Raw genomic sequence first — 22,771 nt, 5'->3', positions numbered from 1 at the left:
CACACAGCATGAGCGACAAAAAAGACCAAGTCCCTGGCGCGGTGGAAGCGCCCCGGGGTGTCAGCCGGCGCAGTTTTCTCGGCACCGGTGCGGTAACGGGCGCGGTGCTGGCCGGCGCCACGGCGCTGGGCGCCGGGACGTTCACCCGCGAGTCCTGGGCAGCGGCGGCCAAGGAAGCCAAGTCCAAGATCCACGTCGGGCCCGGTGAGTTGGACGAATACTACGGGTTCTGGAGCGGCGGCCACCAAGGCGAGGTGCGGGTGCTGGGTGTACCGTCGATGCGCGAGCTGATGCGCATCCCGGTGTTCAACGTCGATTCGGCCACCGGTTGGGGGCTGACCAACGAGAGCAAGCGCATCCTCGGTGACAGCGCCAAATACCAGAACGGCGACTGCCACCACCCGCACATCTCCATGACCGACGGCAAGTACGACGGCAAGTACCTGTTCATCAACGACAAGGCCAACTCCCGGGTCGCGCGCATTCGCCTGGACATCATGAAGTGCGACAAGATCCTCACCGTGCCCAACGTCCAGGCCATCCACGGCCTGCGCCTGCAGAAGGTGCCGTACACCAAGTACGTGTTCGCCAACGCCGAGTTCGTGATCCCGCACCCCAACGACGGCCATACCTTCGACCTGCAGGACAAAAACAGCTTCACGATGTTCAACGCCATCGATGCCGAAAAAATGGAAATGGCCTTCCAGGTGATCGTCGACGGCAACCTGGACAACTCCGACGCCGACTACACCGGCAAATACGCCGCCAGCACCTGCTACAACTCCGAGAAGGCCTACGACCTGGGCGGCATGATGCGCAACGAGCGCGACTGGGTGGTGGTGTTCAACATCCCGCGGATCGAGGCGGCAATCAAGGCCGGCAAATTCATCACCCTGGACGGTTCCAAGGTGCCGGTGGTCGATGGCCGCAAGACCGACGGCAAGGACTCCGAGTTCACTCGCTACATTCCGGTGCCGAAGAACCCCCACGGGCTCAATACCTCGTCGGACGGCAAGTACTTCATCGCCAACGGCAAGTTGTCGCCCACGGTCTCGATGATCGCCATCGACCGTCTTGATGACTTGTTCAATGACCGTTACAAGGATCCGCGGGAAGTGATCGTCGCCGAGCCCGAATTGGGGCTGGGGCCGCTGCACACCACGTTCGACGGGCGCGGCAACGCCTACACGACCTTGTTCATCGACAGCCAGGTGGTGAAGTGGAACATGGACGAAGCCATCCGCGCCTACAAGGGCGAGAAGGTCAACTACATCAAGCAGAAACTCGACGTCCAGTACCAGCCGGGCCACAACCATGCGTCCCTCACCGAAACCAGCGAGGCGGACGGCAAGTGGCTGGTGGTGTTGTGCAAATTCTCCAAGGACCGCTTCCTGCCCACCGGCCCGTTGCACCCGGAGAACGATCAGCTGATCGACATTTCCGGTGAAGAGATGAAGCTGGTGCACGACGGCCCGGCCTTCGCCGAACCCCATGACTGCATTCTCGCGCGGCGCGACCAGATCAAGACCCAGAAAATCTGGAACCGCAACGATCCGTTCTTCGCCGACACCGTGGCCCTGGCGAAGAAGGACGGCATCAACCTCGAAACCGACAACAAGGTCATCCGCGACGGCAATAAGGTGCGGGTGTACATGACCTCGATGGCGCCGGCCTATGGCCTGACGGAGTTCACCGTCAAGCAAGGCAACGAGGTGACCGTGACCATCACCAACATCGACCAGATCGAAGACGTGTCCCACGGTTTTGTCATGACCAACCACGGCGCCAGCATGGAGATCAGCCCGCAACAGACCTCATCCATCACCTTCACCGCCGACAAGGCCGGCTTGCATTGGTACTACTGCAGTTGGTTCTGCCACGCGCTGCACATGGAAATGGTCGGACGCATGCTGGTTGAGAAAGCCTGAGTCATTCATCAAGGAGACAGGCGCAATGACCGGGAAAACGCAGCATGCAAACGTTCGTCGACCGGTCATTGCCCTGGTGTCCTGCCTGCTGTCGGGCGGTGCGTTCGGCGCGCCGCAACCGATTACGAATCTGCCTTTGCAGGCTGAGGGCGAGCAGCACTGGCGCCTGCCTGCGGGGCACTACCAAGGCTCGTTCAGTATCGATCAGCCGATGACGCTCACTTGCGCGCCAGAGGCGGTATTCGAGGCGCAAGGCGAGGGCAATGGCTTGATCATTCGCGCGCCGAGCGTGCAGGTCCAGGGCTGCACCTTCCTGGACTGGGGCCACGACCTCACGGCCATGAACGCCGCGGTGTTCATCCAGCCCGGGGCAACAGGCGCCGTGGTGCGCGGTAATCGGATGCAAGGCCAGGGCTTCGGTATCTGGGTCGATGGCACGCGGGACGTCAGCCTGATCGACAACCGCATCCAGGGCGACCCCAGCCTGCGCTCCCAGGACCGGGGCAACGGCATCCATTTGTATGCGGTGCACGGCGCCCGGGTCATCGGTAATCAGGTGCGCGAAACCCGTGACGGCATCTACATCGACACCTCCAATGGCAACCTGCTCCAGGGCAATACGCTGGAGGATCTGCGCTACGGCGTGCATTACATGTTCGCCAACGATAACCGCCTGCTGGACAACGTCACCCGGCGTACCCGCACCGGTTATGCCTTGATGCAAAGCCGCCAATTGACGGTGATCGGCAATCGCTCCGAACAGGACCAGAACTACGGGATCCTGATGAACTACATCACTTATTCCACCCTGCGCGACAACTTCGTCAGCGACGTGCGCGACGGGTCCACCGGCGACACCATGATCAGCGGCGCCGAGGGCAAGGCCCTGTTCATCTACAACTCGTTGTTCAACCGCATCGAAGGCAACCATTTCGAGCGCAGCGCCGTGGGCATCCACCTGACGGCCGGCTCGGAGGACAACCGCATCGCCGGCAATGCCTTCGTCCACAACCAGCGCCAGGTCAAATACGTGGCCACGCGGTTGCAGGAATGGTCGGCGGACGGGCGCGGCAATTATTGGAGCGATTACCTGGGTTGGGATCGCAACGGCGACGGCCTGGGGGATGTGGCCTATGAACCCAACGACAACGTCGATCGCCTGCTGTGGCTGTATCCCCAGGTGCGGTTGTTGATGAACAGTCCGGGGATCGAGCTGCTGCGCTGGGTGCAGCGGGCGTTCCCGGTAATGAAATCTCCCGGGGTAATGGATAGTCATCCGCTGATGGAAACCCCTGTCCAGCCCCCACCACGCAACAGTGCCCAGGAGAACGCGTCTTGAACGTCGTCGAGATCGAAGGGGTCAGCCAGCGTTATGGCGATGTCGCCGTGCTGCGCGGGCTGGACTTGACCCTGGCCCAAGGCGAGGTGCTCGGGTTGTTCGGGCACAACGGTGCGGGCAAGACCACCACCATGAAGTTGATCCTCGGTTTGCTGCGAGCCAGCGAGGGGGAGGTGCGTGTGTTCGGTCGCGCACCCAGCGACCCGAGTGTCCGGCAGATGCTCGGTTATCTGCCCGAGAACGTGATGTTCTACCCGCAGTTGAGCGGGCTGGAAACCTTGCGTCATTTCGCCCGGCTCAAAGGCGCGGCACCGGAGCAGGTGGAGCGTCTGCTGGAGGAAGTGGGGCTGGCGGGCGCCGCCAGGCGGCGCGTGAGGACCTATTCCAAGGGCATGCGCCAGCGCCTCGGCCTGGCCCAGGCGCTGCTCGGCCAGCCGCGCCTGTTATTGCTGGACGAACCGACCGTGGGCCTGGACCCCATCGCCACCCAGGACCTTTATCAATTGCTCGATCGCCTGCGTTGGCAGGGCACCAGCATCATTCTCTGCTCGCACGTGTTGCCGGGGGTGGAAGCGCACATCAACCGCGCCGCGATTCTGACCCGGGGTCGGCTTTTGGCCCTGGGCAGCCTGGCCCGGCTGCGGGAGGACGCGGGACTGCCGACGCTGATCCGCGCCTCGGGCCTGTCACGGGCCGACTGGCTTCGCCAGCATTGGCGCAGTGAAGGGCACGCCACCCAGGGCTGGGGCGCGGAAGGGGTGCAGGTGTCCGCGCCGGACGGCAGCAAACTGAAATTGCTGCGCCAGTTGCTGGCCCAGGACGACCCGACGGATGTCGAGATCAAGCCGCCGTCCCTGGAGGACCTGTACCGTCATTACATGGTCCGTGCCGCCGCCGAGGAGGCCAGCCTATGAACCCGGTCTGGAACATGGCCCGCAAGGAGTTCAGCGATGGCCTGCGCAATCGCTGGTTGTTGGCGATCAGCCTGTTGTTCGCGGTGTTGGCGATCGGCATCGCCTGGCTCGGCGCGGCGGCATCCGGTCAGTTGGGGTTTACCTCGGTGCCCGCCACGGTGGCGAGCCTGTCCAGCCTGGCGACGTTCCTGATGCCGCTGATTGCCTTGCTGCTGGCCTACGACGCGATTGTCGGCGAGGACGAGAACGGCACGCTGCTGCTGTTGCTGACCTACCCGTTGGGGCGCGGCCAATTGCTCTTGGGCAAGTTTGTCGGGCACGGCTTGATCCTGGCCCTGGCCACCTTCATCGGCTTTGGCTGTGCGATGCTGGCCATCGCTCTGCTAGTGGACGATGTTCAGTTGGGCTTGCTGCTCTGGGCCTTTGGCCGGTTCATGTTGTCCAGCACGCTGCTGGGCTGGGTGTTCCTCGGGCTGGCCTATGTGCTGAGCAGCGTGTCGGCAGAGAAATCCACCGCCGCCGGACTGGCGCTCGGGGTGTGGTTTTTCTTCGTGCTGGTGTTCGACCTGGCCTTGCTGGCGCTGCTGGTGCTGAGCGAGGGGAGGTTCAGCCCTGAGCTGCTGCCATGGCTGTTGCTGTTCAACCCTACGGACGTGTATCGGCTGATCAACCTGACCGGGTTCGATGCGGCGTCCAGCGGTGCCGCAGTGTTGACCCTGGGCAGCGATCTGCCGGTGTCGGCGCCTTTGCTCTGGTTGTGCCTGGGCCTGTGGATGGCAATCCCGTTGTGGCTGGCCTACCGGTTGTTCAATCGCCGGTGCCCGTGAATGTCTGACTTGATCAAGGGAGCATGCAACGATGAATAGAGTGTCTTTGAAGACGGGCCGCCTCTTGGCCGGGTTATTGATGTGCCTGGCGTTGGCGGCGTGCGACAAGGCCGAGCCACCTGCGGCCAGCGAGGCGGCGCTGGCGTTCCATTCCAGTGATGAGTGCCATGTGTGCGGCATGGTCATCACTGACTTTCCCGGGCCCAAGGGCGCGGCGGTCGGGACAGGAGGCGTGAAGAAGTTCTGCTCGCCGGCGGAAATGCTGGGTTGGTGGTTGCAGCCGGAAAACCATCGGGCCGACGTCAAGCTGTATGTCCACGACATGGGGCGCAGCCATTGGGATGCGCCGGATGATGCCCATCTGATCGACGCCCGCAGCGCGTACTTCGTCATTGGCAGCGGGCTCAAAGGCGCCATGGGCGTGGTATTGGCTTCGTTCGCCGATCCCCAGGCGGCAGAAAAACTGGCGAGCGATAGCGGCGGCCGGGTGCTGCGTCTGGAGGACATCGATCAGAAACTGCTGGGGCAGGTGAGCGCCATGGCGCCGATGAACCACTGATATTGCCCGCGTACCGAACCGCTCTATTGCCAGCACCGAACCGCTTTTTGTGGCGAGGGGATTTATCCCCGCTGGGCTGCGAAGCAGCCCCAAGGCCAGGCGCCGCGGTGTGTCAGGTTGATGTGGGCAGCTTCATGGGGGCGCTTCGCGCCCAGCGGGAGCAAGCTCCCTCGCCACAAAAGCGGCCTTCGTTTGCTGGACGTCCGCGTGTGCTCACGGATGGGGAGTTTAGTTTTTGAAGAAGTGGAACTCGGAGCGTCCCTGGCGACATTTCCACGCAGGAGCGAGGGAACGATCGACAGCCCCTGACACACAGCTGAACGGCTGTTGTGGCGAGGGAGCTTGCTCCCGCTGGGCTGCGCAGCAGCCCCAAGGCCAGGCGCCGCGGTGTGTCAGGTTGATGTGGGCAGCTTCATGGGGGCGCTTCGCACCCCAGCGGGAGCAAGCTCCCTCGCCACAAAGGTATTCCAAGCCAGGAGGAGGGGGCGCGGTGCGTACCAGCTTCTCATCCCATGGAAGTGTCCACCCACTACCCAAGTAGCATTCGTCGCCCCGGCGCGGCTTCGTACACTCAGGGCTCCTATCACGCACCCGCCGGAGGCGATGATGCAGCAGAGCGAAGGTGTGGTGAGCGCCATGTCCCAGGCGACCGACGTCCAGCAGGTGGCCCAGGCGCTGGCGCGGCAGTTGTTGCACCCGCACCTGGGGTTCGTGCTGTTTTTCTGTTCCGCCGAATACGACTTGCCGGCCCTGGGCCAGGCGCTGTCCCAGAGTTTCGGCGGGATTCGCCTGGTGGGCTGCACCAGCGCCGGGGAAATCACCGCCCAGGGCTACGGTCGCAACTGCGTGACGGCGGTGGGGTTCGATCATCGACACTTTTCCATTGCCGCCGAGCTGATCGGTGAAATGGAGCACTTCAGCCTGATCGACGCCCAGCAAATGGTCGAGCGCCTGGCCAGCGGCTGTCGCAGCAACGCCTTGGCGCCGATCAAGGGCCACAGTTTCGCCTTGACCCTGCTCGACGGCCTGTCCAGCCGCGAGGAAATGGTGCTGGCGGCCTTGAGCGCCGCGTTGGGGGATATCCCGCATTTCGGCGGCTCGGCCGGCGATGACAACTACCTGACCCACACCCACGTCTACTTCGAAGGCCAGTTCCACAGCGGCGCGGCCGTGGTGGTGCTGATCAACACCTGGCTGGAGTTCGAGGTCTTCACCACCCACCACATCCTGCCCCGGGACGAGAAACTGGTGGTGACCGGCGCCGACAGTGCTTCGCGCCGGGTCTATGAGCTCAACGCCGAACCCGCCGCCGAGGAATACGCCCGGCACATCGGCGTCCCAGTGAGCGCCCTCGACTACCGAGTCTTCGCCGCCCATCCCCTGGCGGTGCGGATCAACGACCAGTACTACGTGCGGGCGATCCAGCAGGTGCACCCGGACCTGAGCCTGAGTTTCTACTGTGCGGTGGAGAACGGCATCGTCCTCACCGCGATGACCCCCGGTCCCTTGCTGCACAACCTGCAAACACTGTTCGACGGTTTGCAGGCACGCCTCGGCGACTTGCTGCTGACCATCGGCTGCGATTGCTTCCTGCGGCGCCTGGAGCTGGAAGACCGCGGTGGCCTGGAACAGATCGGCGAGTTCCTGCGCGAACAACGGGTGATGGGGTTCAACACCTATGGAGAACAGTTCAATGGCATGCACATCAACCAGACGTTCACCGGAGTTGCCATTGCCCGACATCGCGTCCCCGGCCATCGCTGACCTGCAGGTCCAGCTCGCCAGCCTGCAACACGAAAACCGCAAGTTGCGGCGCATCAACGCGGCGCTGATCGAGCGGGTGGAGTCCGGTGTGACCCGCGGCAACGACCCCTATGCGGCGTTCCAGCACTCGGTGGTGCTGGCCGAGCAGGTGCGTGAGCGCACCGACGCGCTGAACCAGGCCATGGCCGAGCTCAAGGCCGGCAATCACTTGCTGGGCGAGGCGCGACTGCGGGCGGAAACTGCCCACCGGCACCTGATCGACGCCATCGAGAGCATCTCCGATGCGTTTGTGCTGTTCGACGAGCAGCAACGCATCGTCCTGTTCAACAGCCGCTTCAAGGCCTTCTGGGCCAACAGTCGGGTGCGCATCATCGCCGGGATGCGTCTTTCCGAGGTCAAGCGCTTGATGACCGCCAACGGCTTGTTCAGCGAAGAGCCCCGCGGCCAGGCCGACGAGCACGTGTTGTATCGCTTGCAGGACGGACGCTGGCTGCAGGTCAGCGAGCGGCCGACCCAGGAAGGCGGGCGAGTGATCCTCTTTACTGACATCACCGACGTCAAGCTCAGCGAAACCGTGCGCCGCGAGCAGGCCATCGCGCAGAAGTCCCACCTGTTGCAGCGGGCGGTGGACAACCTGTCCCAGGGTGTGGCGATGGTCAATGCCCAAGGCGTGCTGGAACTGTGGAACCGGCGCTTCCTTGAACTCAGTGGCCTGGCCCCGGTGGCGGCCCACCGGCCCTTCAACGAAGTGATCGGCGACAGTGAGCTGCAACTGCTGACCCCGGCCAGTCGCGACAGCAACGGCCGGTTGATCCATGAATGCGAGCAGCGCCTGTCCGATGGCCGCGTCTTGGAGATCCGCACGCATCCATTGCCCACCGGCGGTTACGTCAACACGTTTACTGACATCACCGAGCGTTACCAGCACGCCGAGGCACTGAGCGAAAGCGAGCGCTGGATCCGCCTGATCACCGACCATGTGCCGGCGCTGATCGCCTACCTCAACGCCGACCTGGTCTACGAATTCACCAACAAGGTCTATGAGCAGTGGTATTGCTGGCCCCGCGGCGTGATGCTCGGCCAGAGCCTGCGCGAAGCCCATAGCGAGCAGCATTACCAGCGCCTGGAAGCCTACGTGGACCGGGCATTGGCGGGTGAGAGCGTCACCTTTGAATTCGCCGAGACCAACATCAACAACCAGGAGCGCTACATGCTGCGCTCCTACGTGCCGAACCGCCTGGCCAACGGCGAAGTGGTCGGGATCTTCGTGCTGATCCGCGACATCACCGAACGCCGCCGCACCGCCGAGGCATTGCACCAGGCTTACCAGAACCTGGAACAGCGAGTCCAGGAGCGCACGGCCGAACTGACCACCCTCAACGACCAGTTGCTGCGGGAGATCGACGAGCGCAGCCGGGTGGAATTGCGCCTGCGGGAGGCCAAGCGCGAGGCCGAGCAAGCCAACCTGTCGAAGACCAAATTTCTCGCAGCGGTCAGCCATGACCTGCTGCAACCGCTCAACGCCGCACGCTTGTTCACCAGTGCCCTGCTCGAACGTCGCGAGCCGGTGGCCAACGCGCAATTGGTGCGCAACGTCAGCAATTCGCTGCAGGACGTCGAGAACCTGCTGGGCACCCTGGTGGACATTTCCAAGCTGGACGCCGGGGTGATCAAGGCCGATGTCGCGCCGTTCGGCCTTAGCGAATTGCTGGACAACCTGGCCGCCGAATACGCCCAGATCGCCCGCAGCGAAGGGCTGGAGCTGCACTATGTCGGCTGTTCGGTGCTGGTGCGCAGCGACATGCAATTGCTCGCGCGGATCCTGCGCAACCTGCTGAGCAACGCCATTCGCTACACCCCCAGCGGTCGGGTGGTGCTGGGCTGCCGGAGGCATCGCCAGCGCGTGTCGATCCAGGTCTGGGACAGCGGCATCGGCATTGCCGAGAATCGCCTGGAGGAAATATTCCAGGAATTCAAGCGCGGCGACGTCCAGCGCCCGAACCAGGACCGTGGGTTGGGCCTGGGCCTGGCGATTGTCGAGAAAATCGCCGGGATCCTCGGGCACCGGATCCAGGTGCGCTCCTGGCCGGGCAAGGGCTCGATGTTCGCCATCGACGTGCCGCTGAGCGCCACCGCACCCAAGCCGTTGCCGTGCCTGGACATGAGCGAGCCGATGCTGGAACGACTGCGGGGGGCACGGGTCTGGGTGCTGGATAACGATGCGGCGATCTGCGCCGGCATGCGCACCTTGCTGGAGGGTTGGGGTTGCCAGGTGGTGACGGCGTTGTCGGAGCAGGACCTGGCCCGCCAAGTGGACAACTACCACGCCGAGGCCGACCTGTTGATCGCCGATTACCACCTGGACCACGATCAGAACGGTGTGGACGCCGTGGCCCGGATCAACGCCCGCCGGGCCTCACCGATCCCGGCCATGATGATCACCGCCAACTACAGCAACGAACTCAAGCAGCAGATCCGCGAGCGCGGCCACACCCTGATGCACAAGCCGGTGCGGCCGATGAAGCTCAAGATTGCGATGAGCCATCTGCTAAGCCAATCCCAGGGTCATTGAACCGAACGGCTTTTGTGGCGAGGGAGCTTGCTCCCGCTGGGGCGCGAAGCGGCCCCAAAATCCAGGCACCTCGGTGTGTCAGGCTTGTTCAGAATGGGGCTGCTTCGCAGCCCAGCGGGAGCAAGCTCCCTCGCCACATGTCCCTGTAGTGTTCAACCGTTCAACGCCGCAAATAGGCCCCGAAATCAATATCCCCGGCGCTGAGAATCGCCTGCACCCGGTTGTGCACATTAAGCTTGCGCAGGATCGCCGAGACGTGGGCCTTGACCGTGGTTTCGGCGATGTCCAGGGTGTAGGCGATCTGCTTGTTCGACTCGCCCTTGGTCATGCGTTCGAGCACCAGCAGTTGCTTGCGAGTCAGGGCCTGGAGCAGTTCCGGTGGGAACGCCGGGGTTTCGTTCAGGCGGCGGCCCGTCGGGCTTTTTTGTGTGCGGATGATGTCGGGCGGCAGGTACACGTTGCCGTTGAGGATCTGTTCGATGGCGTCGGTCATTTGCGAGCGTGGGGAGGATTTGGTGATGAAACCCACCGCGCCATAGGTGATGGCCTGCAACACCACTTGCTTGTCCTGCTCGGCAGAAACGATCACCACGGGGATGGTTGGCGCCTCGTTGCGCAGGTTGATCAGGCCATTGAGCCCGTGCATGCCGGGCATGTTCAGGTCCAGCAGGATCAGGTCCAGGTCGTCGTGTTCGGCGGTCAAGGCCAGGGCACTGTCGAGGTCGGCGGTCTCCATGACCTCGCTGCCAGGAAAACCGTCGCTGATGACGTTGTGGATGGCTTCGCGAAACAGTGGGTGATCGTCGGCTATCAGGATTTTATACATGGCCATTCACCTCGTTATTGTCGTGTGGGGCAGGGCAGTTGCACGCATTTCTTGCACATTCAGGGAAAGGGTTCGGGCCGGGCCGCTTGCAGGGGCAGGTTCGCCGCCTCCCAGGCGTCCAGGCCATCGCGGTACCAATACAAATGCTTATAGCCCATGGCAGCGGCGCGTTTTACCGCGTTCCAGCTCAGCCAGCAATCCGAGCGGCAATAAAAGACCAGCGGTCGCTCCAGCCGCCCGCCGGTGGCCGTGCGCAGGTGATGGCTGAAGTAGTCCTGCCAGGTCGGGTCGAGATCGCCGTCCCCGGTATTGGCCAGCCAGAGGCTGCCGGGGAGGTTGGCATGGGGTTCGTTGTCGATGAAACGTCCCTGGACCCATGGACGACGGTAGACGTCGATCAGCAGCGGAGGCTGGGCTTGGTCGAGCAGGCGTTGCAGGGCTTGGGTGTCGAGGGTCTGGGCGCCGTCGACGGTGGCGGGTGTCGGGCTGCGGTATTGGGCGATGCGATAGCCCTGGGCTGAAAACAGCGCGGTCTCGGCCTGCGCGACATTCAGCGCCAGGCCCAGCAGGAGGATCGCCAGCAAACGGGGCATAGGATTTATCCTTTTTGTTATGCGCCCATTACATGCCAGGGTCGAGGTCTTGTGAATGCGACCATGGACAGGAAAACCGGTACTAAAGTAGTAATTTTGGCCATGGACCCTGGGCTGAGCCCTTGTGAAGAACCCTTGTGGGAGCGAGCTTGCTCGCGATAGCGGTGTGTCAGTCAACATCATCGCTGGATGATCCGCCGCCATCGCGAGCAAGCTCGCTCCCACAGGGGATTCTACCCACAGGAGGATTGGCTTGGGGCCGGTTCAGCTGGCCTTGCGCAACGCCGCATGCTGCGGATTGAACGTCCACACCGCCAACAACGCGAACACCAGGGTCAAGCCCACGCACACCGCCATCGCCAGCAGGTTGAACTGCTCATACAGCGCATAACGCACCAACTCCACGCCATGGGTGAACGGGCTGACCGCGCAGAGCCAGTACAGCCACGGGCTGGCTTCCTGCATTTTCCATAGCGGGTACAGCGCCGAGGACAGGAAGAACATCGGGAAGATCACGAAATTCATCACCCCGGCGAAGTTCTCCAATTGCCGGATGGCATTGGACAACAACAGGCCCAGGGCACTGAGCATCAGCGCTACCAACAGCAGCGCCGGCAAGGCCAGCAGCAGGCCCATGGCCGGCGGTTGGATGCCGTACAGCCAGGCGATGGCGAGAAAGGCATAGACCTGCAACAGGGAGATCAGCGACGTCGCCAGCAACTTGCTCGCCAGCAGGAACGCCCGGGGCAGGGGACTGGTGAGCAGCACGCGCATGCTGCCCATTTCCCGGTCGTAGACCATCGACAGCGAGCCCTGCATGCCGTTGAACAACAGGATCATGCAGGCCAGCCCCGGCACGATGTACACCTCGTAGGGGATGTAGGTGTCGTAGGGGGCGATGATGGCGATGCCCAGTGCCGCGCGAAAGCCGGCGGCGAACACCAGTAGCCACAGCAGTGGCCGGACCAGGGCGCTGAGCAGCCGGGTGCGTTGCAGCGCGAAGCGCAGCCATTCGCGCATGACGATGCCGCTGAAACAGTGCCAGTACACGCTCATGGTCGGGCTCCCGAAGCGGTCAAATGGGTGAAGGCCGAACCGAGGGTGCCGCCGTGTTCCTGGCTCACCGCATCGGCCTTGCCGCTGGCGACCAGGCGGCCCTGATGCACGATCAACAGGTCATCGCTGGGCTGCACTTCGTCCAGCAGGTGAGTGGTCCAGAGCACGCTGATGCCTTGCTCGCGGCACAGTTGCCGGATGTGCAGGCCGAGGGCGAGGCGGCTGGCCGGATCAAGGCCGACGCTGGGTTCGTCGAGCAGCAACAAGCGCGGTTCGTGGAGCAGGGCCCGGGCGATCTCCACCCGGCGCCGGTGGCCGCCGTTGAGGTCGCGCACCCGTTCATGGCGCCGCTCGATCAGGTGCTGGCGAGTCAGTTCGGCGTCGAGGCGGGCGCTGCCCTGGCGTCGGGAAAAACCATGCAGCGCCAGGTGGTAGCGCAGGTTCTGTTCGATGCTCAGGTCCAGGTCCAGGGTACTTTGTTGGAACACCACACCCAACTGGCGCAAGGCCGGACGCGGAGAACTTTGCAGAGAATGACCGTCGATGCGGATCTCGCCACGCTGCAGGTCGTACAGGCGGGTGAGCAGGGCGATCAGCGTCGACTTACCAGCACCGTTGGGTCCCAGCAGCGCGGCGAAACGTCCAGCGGGCAGGCGGAAACTCATCTGCTTGAGGGCTTCGCGTGCGCCATAGGCAAAGCTCAGGTCGCTGACCTCCAGGGCGTTCATGGCGTCACCACCACACCCCATGGATAGCGTCCGACTTTCACTGACTTCAGGACTTTGCGGCTCTCTACATCGATCACCGAGACATCGCCGCTGACGCCATTGGTCGCCAGCAGTTGCTTCTGGTCTGGGGTGAACGCCAGTTGCCACACTCGTCGGCCCACCAGCAGGTAGTCCAGCACTTCGAAGGTCTTGGCGTCGATCACCGCGACATGGTTGGCCGGGCCCAGGGCGACGAACGCCAGCGTGCCATCGGCACTGAGCTTGATGCCCACCGGCTGGACCTTGTCCGGGTGCACGCCCTTGATCTGGAAGGTCAAGGTCTTGAGCACCTGGCGCGTGGCGACGTCGAGGATGGTCAAGGTGCCGCCGATCTCCGCCGAGGCCCAGAGCTGCGTACCGTCGCGATTGAATTCGACGAAACGCGGGCGCTGGTCCACCAAGGTATTGTCGGCCAGGGTCTGGGTGCTGGTGTCGATCCAGTGCAGCATGTTCGTGGTTTCACTGGTGTTGACCGCCCACTTGCCGTCGGGGCTGACGGCCATGCCTTCGGGCTCGACCCCCACGCCGATCTGGCCCAGGACTTCGGAGGTCTGGGTGTCGATCACCGTGACCAGGGCATCGTCCTCGTTGGACACGTAGAGCCAGCGGTCGTTGGGGTGCAGGGCGAACTGCTCCGGGTCCTTGCCGGACGGCAGTTCCTTGATGATTTTTCGGGAGGCGACGTCCATCACCTGGACCCGGTCCGAGTCGCTGGCGCAGATGTACAGCAGGCGATTGTCATGGGACAGCAGCAGGCCCCGGGGACGCTGGCCTACCGGCAGGGTTTCGATGACTTCCAGGCGCTGCAGGTCGATCAGGCTCAGGCTGTTGTCTTTTTCGTTGGAGACCCAGGCGATGCTGGCGGCGGCGGGGCCGGCGGCGAGCAATGCAGCGCCCAGGGCGAGGGCTTTGCATAGCAGGGTCGGGCGGAGCTGGGCCGGGTAAATCAAGGCGCGGCGCATGGCGGTTTCCTTATTGTTGTTATCGATCAGGGGTAACGGCAGCTCACTTCGGGCTGGTCGTAGCCCAGGCTGTCCATTTCATTGGAAGGGTGGAGGAAGCCGTCCTGGGGCGAAGTGCTGACCAGGGCCCGGGGCTGGACCAGGGGAATCGGTTGGCGCAGTTGGCCATTCCAGGGGCGATAGCTGAGCTTGCGCCCCTTGAAACCGTCCAGCGGCAATTGGTCACTGAGGGCCAGTTGACGGATGGCGAACGGGTCGTCCTGGCGCAGTTTGCTCACGGCGGCGGCGATGCTGCGCACGGCGATCCAGGCGGCGAAGTCGCGGTCGTTCATCCAGCGCCCGGCCAGGGCTTCGAAGCGTTTTTGCAACTGCGCCGCGCCGTAGGTTTCCACGGTCTTGTGCCAGCCGGTGGGCGTCAGCCCTTGGGTGCCCGCCACCGGGCGCGGGTACCAGGTCTGGTAGGGCAGGTATTCACCGAAGTCGCCGCGTTCGTCGGCCACCAGCACCACGTCGTACTCGGCGGTCTGGGTGAACAGCGGCATGTCGGCCTGGGCGCTGCGGCGCTGGTCGTTGTCGAACTGCCAGGCCTTCTCGGCGACGGTCTTCATGCCGAAGCGCTTCATGGCCCGGCGCAAGGCAGCGGCGTAGGCCTGGTCCTCGGGCGTCTGGCCGACGACCAGCAAGGCCCGCTGCCATTTGCGCACGACGCTGAACTGCACCAGGGCATCGGCGAGCATGGCACGGTCGGGCAGGCTGTGCAGCACGTTGACCAGGCAGTCGGTGGTGCGCAGGCTGTCGTCGGGACTGCCGGCGTTGAACAGCAGGCTGTCGGGCAGGGCGGCGCTGAGCTGGCGCAGGCTGGCGGCCGGTGCGTTGACCACGAACAACCGCAGGCCGTGGTCGTGTTGGGTTCGGGCGGCCTGGAGCAGGGCTTCGGGCGTGTCGGCGCTGGCGCTTTCCAGGCGGTAGTCGTGCTTGAGGAAACGCCCGGTGCTGTTGCTGTCGACGACCGCCAGCTCAGCGCCGCGCAAGCCGGCATCGGCCGGTTCGGCGATGACATTGGAGAGCAGCGGGCCCGGGTTGGGGCGATAAGCCAGGTAGCCGATGCGCACTTGCAACGGTGCGGCATCGCCGGCGTGAGCGGTTGTCGCTGCCAGCAGAAAAACCAGGGCGTAACTGACGAGCCGGCGCATGACGTCCTCCATTGCGGGTAGCGCCAGCATAGGAAGGCCGCGGCCAAGGGGAAATATGCAGAAAGTACCGCCGGGGCAGTACCAAGGTAGTAACTCGCCTTGGCGGCCGGGGTTTTAGGATGCAAGGCAATCGTTATTGACCAGGAGTGGACAGACCATGCGGATTCTCAAGACCCTGCTGCTGCCGTTCCTGTTGATCCTGAGCTTGGTCGGTGTGGATCGTCCCAAAACCTGGAAACCCCCACGCCCCCCTGTGGGAGCGAGCTTGCTCGCGATAGCGGTGGTTCAGTCGACCACGGTATTGAATGTGCCGCCGTCATCGCGAGCAAGCTCGCTCCCACAGGGGATGGGTGTCAATTCAGGGCAGGAACGTTAGCCATGTCAGCCCTCTGGCGAATCAACCTCTGGGTTTGCGCCTTCTTCGCCCTGGTCACCCTGGCCTGTGCCGTCCTGCTGTTGCACCAGGCCATGGCCGATGTGAAACGTGAATTGCAATCGGCCGAGTCGGTGGTGCATTACCTGCGCGAAACCGCCGAGCGCGACCCGGCCAGTCTCCAGCCACGGTTGACCGGCAGCCTGCGTCATGTGCGGGTCCGTTGGTTGGTTCCCGGCGAGCTGTTCCCGGCGGATGAGGAAGGGGTGAAGGCCTTGCTCGGCCGCCGCCTGCTGGACGATGGCCCGGCGGCCCAGGTGGTGGATTTGCCTGACGGTCGACGGGCATGGATTGCCGTCGATCCGCGGGACGAGATCGACGAGATCCTCGATTCATTGGTGCAACTGTTGTACGTCTGCGCCTTGGCGTTGTTACTCAGCCTGTTGGTGATCCGCTGGGCGGTACGGCGTGGCATGCGTTTGCTCGACGAGCTACTGCAAGCGCTGCGCCAGGTGTCTGCGGGAAACCTGCAGGTGCGCCTGGGCACTGAAGGTGTGCCGGAGGCGCAGCAATTGGCGGGGCATTTCAACCGCATGACCGCTGCCTTGGCCGAGGCCCAGGCCGATAACGCCCGGCTCACCCAGGCCTTGCTGGCGGTGCAGGAGCAGGAGCGCACCCGGCTGGCCCAGACCCTGCACGACGACCTGGGCCAATATGTGGCCGGTATTCGTGCCCGTGCCTGCCTGCTGCGGCTGGTGATGGATCAACCGCCGACGCTGGAACAGACCGTCAGCCAGCTTGAAGACCATTGCGAGCATTTGCAGCAGGGGTTCCGGGCGCTGGTGCATGACTTGTACCCGGTGGTGTTGCAGCACCTGCCGTTATGTGAGGCCATCGAGGTGTTGGCCGGGCGATGGCAGGCAACCCAGGGCATCGCCTGCCAGTTGCGGATCGATACCGCCCTGCCACCCATGTCGGGGCCCGACAAGACCCATCTGTATCGTTTGTTGCAGGAAGCGTTGACCAACGTTGCCCGACATGCCGGTGCCACGCAGGTACGGATTCGCCTGCAACATCGCGCCGGACGCTTGCGCTTGCTGGTGCGCGACAACGGTCAGGGCGCGCCGCAACCACCGCGTGCGGGCGTGGGCCTGCATTCGATGGCCGAACGGGCACGGAGCCTTGGCGGTGAGTTGCGTGTCATCAGCCAGCCCGGTGCCGGTTGGGCGCTGGCCTTGAATATTGCCTGGGAGGCGTGATGAACATTTTGTTGGTGGATGACCATGCGGTGGTGCGGCAGGGCTATGCCAGTTTGTTGCGGGTACTGATGCCGGACCTGCAGGTCCGCGAAGCGGCCACGGGTGAAGAGGCGCTGAGCCAGGTGCTGGAGCAGGTGCCTCATCTGGTGATCATGGACTTCGGCTTGCCCGGGATCAGTGGCTTGGAAACCACCCGGCGGCTGCGCCAGCGACTGCCGCAACTGCGGGTGTTGTTCTTCAGCATGCACGACGAACTGCCGCTGGTGCGCCAGGCGCTGGATGCGGGTGCGGCGGGCTACCTGACCAAGAACTCGGCGCCCCAGGTGCTGGTGGAAGCGGTGCGGCGGGTGCTTGGGGGCCATGCCTACATCGAACAGTCCTTGGCCACGCAACTGGCCTGCGCCAGCTCGCGACAGGCTGTCGATCCACGCCTGCAATGCATGACCCAGCGGGAGCTGGAGATTTTCGTCATGCTCGCCAAGGGTACCCCGGCCCGGACCATCGCCGAACAGCTGTGCATCAGCGCCAAGACCGTGTCCAACCACCTGACGCTGCTCAAGAGCAAGTTGCAGGTCAGTTCCCATGCCGAGCTGGTGCATTTGGGGATCGATATGGGGGTGGTGCGGGTGGCCGGTTAATGTTTGATTTGAAATGCGATCACCTGTGGCGAGGGAGCTTGCTCCCGCTGGGGTGCGGAGCGCCCCCAAAACCCGGCACCTCGGTGTGTCAGGCTCATTGAGTTGACCCTATTGGGGGCTGCTTCGCACCCCAGCGGGAGCAAGCTCCCTCGCCACAAGGATTTGTGTGATCCAGAGCCTTCACTGATCCCAGGACGTTGGGCACCCGGTACAGCCCTGCATATTCGCATCCTGGAAATTCCCATAATGCTGGCGAGAACCGCTCAAGTTGGCCTGTTCCAGGTTGCTTTCGCCGAGCTTGGCTTCTTGCAGGTTGGCGTCGCGCAGGTTGGCGCCCTTGAGGTCGGCCTTGCTCAGCCAGGCCATTTCCAGGTCTGCGGCTTGCAGATTGGCCTCGTGCAGGCGGGCACCGGACAGGCGAGCGAATTGGAGGTAGGCCGCCGTCAGGTCGGCACGCTGGAATTGCGCGCCTTGGGCGAACAGGCCCCAACCCTGGATCGCCATGAGCGTGGCACCGCTGAAGTCCGCCAGGCGCAGGTTGCTTTGTTGCAGGCTGGCACGGGTCAGGTTGGCGCCTTGTAGCTGGGCTTTCTCAAGGTTGGCCAAGTCCAGCCGCGCGTGCCGCAGGTCGGCATCGCGCAGGTCGGCGCCGCTGAGGTTCATTTTGCGCAGGTCCTGGTTCGCCAGTTGTGCGCCGCGCAGGTTTGCGCCGGGGCATTGGCTGGATTCGGCGATGGTGCAGCCGTTGATGGTCAGTGGGGTGTCGGGGTCGTCGGCATGGGCAAAGGTGCCGATGAACAGCAGCAGCAATGGCAAAAATTTCATGACTCGAACTCGCTTTTCTGTGGGAGCGAGCTTGCTCGCGATGGCGGTGGTTCAGCCGGCATTGATGTTGACTGACACTGCGCTATCGCGAGCAAGCTCGCTCCCACAGGGGTTATGGTGTGGGTCGGGGCCCAGGTGGGTTCGGGCTATTTCTGCGCCGTCGCCTTATCCCAACTCGGGATCTTGAATACCCAGAACGACCCGCCCTGGGCCACGGGCTTGGTCAGTTCGGCCATGTCGCCGCCCCACAGCGGCACGGCGCCGCCGTAGCCGACGGTCACGCCGATAAACTGCTCGCCGTCCTGCTCCCAGGTGATGGGCGGGGAGACGATGCCGCTGCCGGTCTGGAATTTCCACAGTTCCTTGCCGGTCTTCGCGTCGAAGGCCTTGAAGAAGCCGTCGCCGGTGCCGGTGAACACCAGGTTGCCCTTGGTCGCCAGCACGCCGGCCCACAGCGGTAGCGGTTCCTTGTGTTCCCAGACCACTTTGCCGGTGGTGGGGTTCATCGCTCGCAGGCTGCCGACGTGATCGTCGTACATGCGCTTGATGCGGAAGCCCATGCCCAGGTAGGCCGAACCTTTCTTGTAGTTCACTTCCTCGGTCCAGTACTCCTCTTTCCACTGGTTGCCGGGGACGTAGAACAGGCCGGTGTCCTGGCTGTAGGCCATGGGGTTCCAGTTCTTGCCGCCGAGGAAGGGCGGCGAGACTTCAACCGGTTTGCCCTTGGTTTCACCAGGCAATGGCTTGGCCGGGCGCTGGCCGGGGTTTTCCACCGGGCGGCCGGTCTTCAGGTCGATGTGGCTGGCCCAGGTGATGTTGTCGACGAAGGGGAAAGCGTTCTGCAGCTTGCCGTTGTTGCGATCCACCACGTAGAAGAAACCGTTGCGGTCGGCGTGGGCGGTGGCCTTGACCACCTTGCCGTCCTTGTCCTTGTAGTCGAACAGCACCAGCTCGTTGTTGCCGGAGAAATCCCAGGCGTCGTTGGGCGTGTGTTGGTAGAACCACTTCACCTCGCCGGTGCTTGGGTCGACCCCGACCTGGCCGGAGGTGTAGAGGCTGTCGTAATCATGGGGGTTGCCGTCCTTGGACGTGCGCGCCCAGGTGTTCCAGGGGCCGGGGTTGCCCGCGCCGACGATGATGGTGTTGGTCTCGGGATCGAAACTGGCGCTCTGCCAAGGTGCGCCGCCGCCATGGCTCCAGGCCTCGACCTTGCCGGTCTCGGTGGTCTTGTCGTCGGGCCAGGAGGGCGCCTTGACGTCGCCGGTCGGTGTACTGTCCTTGCCGTTGAGGCGGCCCATGTGGCCTTCGACGAACGGGCGCATCCAGACTTCCTCACCCGTGTCCGGGTCGCGGGCGAACAATTGCCCGACCACACCGAACTCGTCCCCGGAACTGCCGTGGATCAGCAGGACCTTGCCGCTGGTCTTGTCCTTGATCAGCACCGGGGCGCCGGTCATGGTGTAGCCGCCGGCGTGATCGCCGAACTTCTTGTTCCACACCACCTTGCCGGTGTGCTTATCCAGGGCGACCACGCGCGCGTCCAGGGTGCCGAAGTAGATCTTGTCGCCATAGATGGCCGCACCCCGATTGACCACGTCGCAGCACGGGCGAATGTTGTCCGGCAGCCGGTGGTTGTAGGTCCACAGGCGCTTGCCGGTCTTGGCGTCGAGGGCGAACACCCGTGAGTACGAACCGGTGACGTACACCACGCCGTCGCTGACGATGGCCTGGGATTCCTGGCCGCGCTGCTTCTCGTCGCCGAATGAGTAGGACCAGGCCGGGGTCAGCTTGAACACGTTCTTGTCGTTGACCTGGGCCAGCGGGCTCCAGCGCTGGGCGTTGGTGCCCATGCCGTATTGCAACACGTCCTGGGTGGTCAGGTGGTCGTTGGCGATGTCTTCCCAACTGACCCCTGGCGCTGCGGCGCTGGCCAAGGGGCTTAGCGACAGACTGCCGGCCAGCAGGAAGGCAACCGTCAGGGAGGAGAGGGCGGGTAGCGTTTTTATTCTCATGGTGGCAGTTCCCAGTGAAAGGTTTTGGCCTGACTAGGTTGGGTTGCGCCGGGGGCCGCCGATACGGAAAAAGTCCCGCCTTTGCCGGGAAGATTTCCCAAACCGCCTGTCTTTGCGACTTGCGTCGGATGGCCTGCTACCAAGGAACTAGACCCCGGCCACCAAAGCAGCATTCGGCTGGCGGCACAGGGTTCCTAAGATGACGGCACGGCCTCTGCCAAGAGGTCTTGCGTGCAATCCAGAGGGCATAACAATGACAACAAAACGCAACGCCATCATCGCTACCGCATTATGGATGGGGCTGACCGGCGCAGGCTCCGCATGGGCCCATGGCAACGTAGTGCCCCAAGCAGTGGAAACCAAGGGACTGACCCCGATCAAGGACACCAACTTGCCGTTGGACGCCGATGGATGGGCTGCCCAGAACCCGTATCGCAATGCTCCCGAGCGTGAAAAAGCCGTGGAGATCGGCGCCTCGGCCTACAACCAGAACTGCGCGGCCTGCCATGGCCTGGAGGCCAAGTCCGGCGGGATCGCCCCGGACCTGCGCATGCTCGACGCCGCCGAAGCCGGCGATGAGTGGTTCGTCGAACGCGTGCGCCACGGTGCGGTGCGCGACGGCCGGGTCTATATGCCGAAAATGGCCGACTACCTGAGCCAGGAGGCCTTGTGGGCGGTGCGCACCTACCTCGACAGCGTACACGTCGAGGAGTGAGTGCCATGCGCCTGTTCGCGTGGGTAATGTGCAGCCTCTTGCTGTTTGGCCAGGCGGTGCAGGCGCAGGTGCGCAGCTACGACCAGATGATCGCCGCCGGGGAGTTGAAGGTGGCGGTCTACAAGGATTTCGCACCCTACAGTTTTGAAGACCAGGGCCAGCCCCGGGGGGTTGATGTTGAATTGGCGCAAGCCCTGGCCAAGGCCATGGGCGTGCGTCTGAAACTGATGTGGGCACCACCCGGCGAGAAGCTCGACGACGATCTGCGCGACTACATCTGGCGCAGCAGCCCGTTGCACGACCGGCAACTGGCCGACCTGATGATGCGGGTGCCGTACGATCACGACTACGTGCAAAGACGCAACGACATCGGGGAACTGGAAAACGCCCAGGTGGTGATGTTCGGTCCCTATCAGCAGGAATGCTGGCAGGTGGCGTATGACCGTCGCCGGCTGGAGTCGGTGGGCAGCGTCGCCGTGTTCCAGCAACACCCCATCGGGGTGGAGGTCGACAGTGTGCCGTCGTTCTACCTGACCTCGGTGTTCAACGGCATGCTCAGCGCCAAGACTCGCCATTACCCCAGCGTCGCCAAGGCTTTCGGGGCCATGCAGGCCGGAGAGGTCGACGCCGTCATGGCCATGCGCGGGGAAGTTGACTGGCAGGTGCATGAGGCGGCCGATCAGCAGCTGGCGCTGGCGGAGAATGCCTATCCAAACATGGGCAAGCAACGCTGGGAAATCGGCATGGCGGTGCACGAAAGCAACCGTCAGTTGGCCTACGCGGTGGAAGAGGCGCTGGAAGGCTTGATCCGCGACGGCAGCCTCAAGGTGATGTATGCCCGCTATGGCCTGCGCTACGACGTACCCGAAATGTACCAATAGGAGCGCAGGGATGAACTGGCGAGCGTATGGCCTGCTGTTAGGATGCCTGCCGTGGCTGGCGATGGCGGTCGAGCCGGGGAAGGATCCGGTGCCGTCGGTGATGTGGGCCTTTTATCACAAGCAGTTGCTGGGGGACGCGCCGTTCGTGTTCGACGACCGGGTGCGGCTGCTGGCACCACCGTTTGCCGAAGATGCGCGACAGGTGCCACTGGAAATCGATGCCCGGGCCTTTGCCGGCGACGTCGTACGGGTACTGGCCTGGGCCGAGCTGAACCCGCTGCCGAAAATCGTCGATTTCCAACCCGGGGAGCGGGTGCTGCCTTGGCTGTCGGTCCGTATTCGCATCGAGCAAGCCACGCCGTTGCGCGCCGCCGTGCAGACCCGCGATGGCCTGTGGCACGTCGGTTCGACCCTGATCGATGCAGCCGGTGGCGGCTGCACTGCTCCCAGCGTGGTGCGCACCCAGCCGGGCTGGGAGGAACACTTGGGCGAGGTGCTGGGCGGCCGTTATCCGCGAGGGGATTCGAGTCGCCTGCGCCTGCAAGTCAACCATCCAATGGACAACGGCCTGGTGAGCGGCATCCCGGAGTTTTTCCTCAACCACGCGCAACTGCTGGACGCCGACGGCCAGGTGTTGGCGCGCCTGGAGCTGTTCCCGGCGGTCAGCGAAAACCCCAACCTGGGCTTCGATATCCAAGGCCCGGGACAGACCCGCCTGGTGCTGCGCGACAACAGCGGCAACGCGTTCGAGGCGGCCATTCCCTGACC

General features: G+C 63.8%; 20 protein-coding genes. 12 read left to right on the top strand and 8 right to left on the bottom strand.

What is annotated here, in order from left to right:
- Positions 1–8: 8 nt before the first annotated feature.
- From nosZ to nahK, 7 genes are all read left to right on the top strand, one after another.
- On the top strand, positions 9–1,928 hold the full coding sequence (gene nosZ, locus ACIPQ1_RS08010; RefSeq protein WP_186710342.1) for a TAT-dependent nitrous-oxide reductase: 1,920 nt from the start codon (positions 9–11) through the stop codon (positions 1,926–1,928).
- A gap of 25 nt (positions 1,929–1,953) precedes the next feature.
- Positions 1,954–3,267, top strand: coding sequence for a nitrous oxide reductase family maturation protein NosD (locus ACIPQ1_RS08005; protein WP_446533904.1), 1,314 nt, complete (start codon positions 1,954–1,956; stop codon positions 3,265–3,267).
- Positions 3,264–4,181, top strand: coding sequence for an ABC transporter ATP-binding protein (locus ACIPQ1_RS08000; RefSeq protein WP_186710344.1), 918 nt, complete (start codon positions 3,264–3,266; stop codon positions 4,179–4,181). The genes ACIPQ1_RS08005 and ACIPQ1_RS08000 overlap by 4 nt, the downstream gene beginning before the upstream one ends.
- Positions 4,178–5,008, top strand: a complete 831-nt coding sequence (locus ACIPQ1_RS07995; RefSeq protein ID WP_446533903.1) for an ABC transporter permease — start codon at positions 4,178–4,180, stop codon at positions 5,006–5,008. Before ACIPQ1_RS08000 ends, ACIPQ1_RS07995 begins: the two co-directional genes overlap by 4 nt.
- A 31-nt stretch (positions 5,009–5,039) precedes the next feature.
- On the top strand, positions 5,040–5,567 hold the full coding sequence (locus tag ACIPQ1_RS07990; protein ID WP_446533902.1) for a nitrous oxide reductase accessory protein NosL: 528 nt from the start codon (positions 5,040–5,042) through the stop codon (positions 5,565–5,567).
- A 606-nt stretch (positions 5,568–6,173) separates the two neighbouring features.
- Complete coding sequence (nosP, locus tag ACIPQ1_RS07985) at positions 6,174–7,331, top strand: nitric oxide-sensing protein NosP (RefSeq protein WP_411384821.1); 1,158 nt, start codon at positions 6,174–6,176, stop codon at positions 7,329–7,331.
- Entirely contained in the window at positions 7,261–9,903 is a 2,643-nt protein-coding gene (nahK, locus tag ACIPQ1_RS07980; protein WP_411384820.1) for a hybrid sensor histidine kinase/response regulator NahK/ErcS', read from the top strand. Before nosP ends, nahK begins: the two co-directional genes overlap by 71 nt.
- Before the next feature lie 160 nt (positions 9,904–10,063).
- On the opposite strand, the gene ACIPQ1_RS07975 is transcribed toward nahK, so the two are convergent.
- The 6 genes from ACIPQ1_RS07975 to ACIPQ1_RS07950 form a co-directional block, all read right to left on the bottom strand.
- Positions 10,064–10,729, bottom strand: a complete 666-nt coding sequence (locus ACIPQ1_RS07975; RefSeq protein ID WP_186731030.1) for a response regulator transcription factor — start codon at positions 10,727–10,729, stop codon at positions 10,064–10,066.
- A gap of 59 nt (positions 10,730–10,788) precedes the next feature.
- Positions 10,789–11,322 carry a PQQ-dependent catabolism-associated CXXCW motif protein gene (locus ACIPQ1_RS07970; RefSeq protein WP_250962040.1) on the bottom strand — a complete coding sequence of 178 codons (534 nt, stop codon included), beginning with the start codon at positions 11,320–11,322 and terminating at the stop codon, positions 10,789–10,791.
- Positions 11,323–11,586: 264 nt separating this feature from the next.
- Positions 11,587–12,378, bottom strand: coding sequence for an ABC transporter permease (locus tag ACIPQ1_RS07965; protein ID WP_446533901.1), 792 nt, complete (start codon positions 12,376–12,378; stop codon positions 11,587–11,589).
- Entirely contained in the window at positions 12,375–13,106 is a 732-nt protein-coding gene (locus tag ACIPQ1_RS07960; protein ID WP_446533900.1) for an ABC transporter ATP-binding protein, read from the bottom strand. The genes ACIPQ1_RS07965 and ACIPQ1_RS07960 overlap by 4 nt, the downstream gene beginning before the upstream one ends.
- Entirely contained in the window at positions 13,103–14,107 is a 1,005-nt protein-coding gene (locus tag ACIPQ1_RS07955) for a YVTN family beta-propeller repeat protein (protein ID WP_446533899.1), read from the bottom strand. Before ACIPQ1_RS07955 ends, ACIPQ1_RS07960 begins: the two co-directional genes overlap by 4 nt.
- A 26-nt stretch (positions 14,108–14,133) precedes the next feature.
- On the bottom strand, positions 14,134–15,300 hold the full coding sequence (locus ACIPQ1_RS07950; RefSeq protein WP_446533898.1) for an ABC transporter substrate-binding protein: 1,167 nt from the start codon (positions 15,298–15,300) through the stop codon (positions 14,134–14,136).
- 378 nt (positions 15,301–15,678) lie between these two features.
- Here ACIPQ1_RS07950 and ACIPQ1_RS07945 point away from each other — a divergent pair, with 378 nt between their 5' ends.
- Both ACIPQ1_RS07945 and ACIPQ1_RS07940 read left to right on the top strand, forming a co-directional pair.
- Positions 15,679–16,932, top strand: coding sequence for a HAMP domain-containing sensor histidine kinase (locus ACIPQ1_RS07945; protein ID WP_446533897.1), 1,254 nt, complete (start codon positions 15,679–15,681; stop codon positions 16,930–16,932).
- Positions 16,932–17,570, top strand: coding sequence for a response regulator (locus tag ACIPQ1_RS07940; protein ID WP_411384814.1), 639 nt, complete (start codon positions 16,932–16,934; stop codon positions 17,568–17,570). Before ACIPQ1_RS07945 ends, ACIPQ1_RS07940 begins: the two co-directional genes overlap by 1 nt.
- 180 nt (positions 17,571–17,750) lie before the next feature.
- On the opposite strand, the gene ACIPQ1_RS07935 is transcribed toward ACIPQ1_RS07940, so the two are convergent.
- Both ACIPQ1_RS07935 and exaA read right to left on the bottom strand, forming a co-directional pair.
- Positions 17,751–18,395, bottom strand: a complete 645-nt coding sequence (locus ACIPQ1_RS07935) for a pentapeptide repeat-containing protein (RefSeq protein ID WP_411384813.1) — start codon at positions 18,393–18,395, stop codon at positions 17,751–17,753.
- Between the two features lie 146 nt (positions 18,396–18,541).
- Positions 18,542–20,407, bottom strand: coding sequence for a quinoprotein ethanol dehydrogenase (gene exaA, locus ACIPQ1_RS07930; protein ID WP_446533896.1), 1,866 nt, complete (start codon positions 20,405–20,407; stop codon positions 18,542–18,544).
- 253 nt (positions 20,408–20,660) lie between these two features.
- Between exaA and pedF the strand changes: the two genes are divergently transcribed.
- The 3 genes from pedF to ACIPQ1_RS07915 are packed head-to-tail and all read left to right on the top strand — an operon-like array spanning position 20,661 to position 22,769.
- The gene (gene pedF / locus ACIPQ1_RS07925; RefSeq protein WP_186707614.1) at positions 20,661–21,122 is read left to right on the top strand and encodes a cytochrome c-550 PedF; all 462 of its coding nucleotides are present in this window, start codon (positions 20,661–20,663) and stop codon (positions 21,120–21,122) included.
- Between the two features lie 5 nt (positions 21,123–21,127).
- Positions 21,128–22,003, top strand: a complete 876-nt coding sequence (locus ACIPQ1_RS07920; protein WP_446533895.1) for a substrate-binding periplasmic protein — start codon at positions 21,128–21,130, stop codon at positions 22,001–22,003.
- 10 nt (positions 22,004–22,013) lie between these two features.
- Positions 22,014–22,769 carry a quinoprotein dehydrogenase-associated SoxYZ-like carrier gene (locus tag ACIPQ1_RS07915; protein ID WP_434706046.1) on the top strand — a complete coding sequence of 252 codons (756 nt, stop codon included), beginning with the start codon at positions 22,014–22,016 and terminating at the stop codon, positions 22,767–22,769.
- Positions 22,770–22,771: the final 2 nt, after the last annotated feature.

The organism is Pseudomonas sp. LARHCG127 (genome assembly GCF_052871455.1).
Note: the sequence above shows the minus strand (reverse complement) of the source record. Positions and strands in the feature narration are given on the sequence as shown.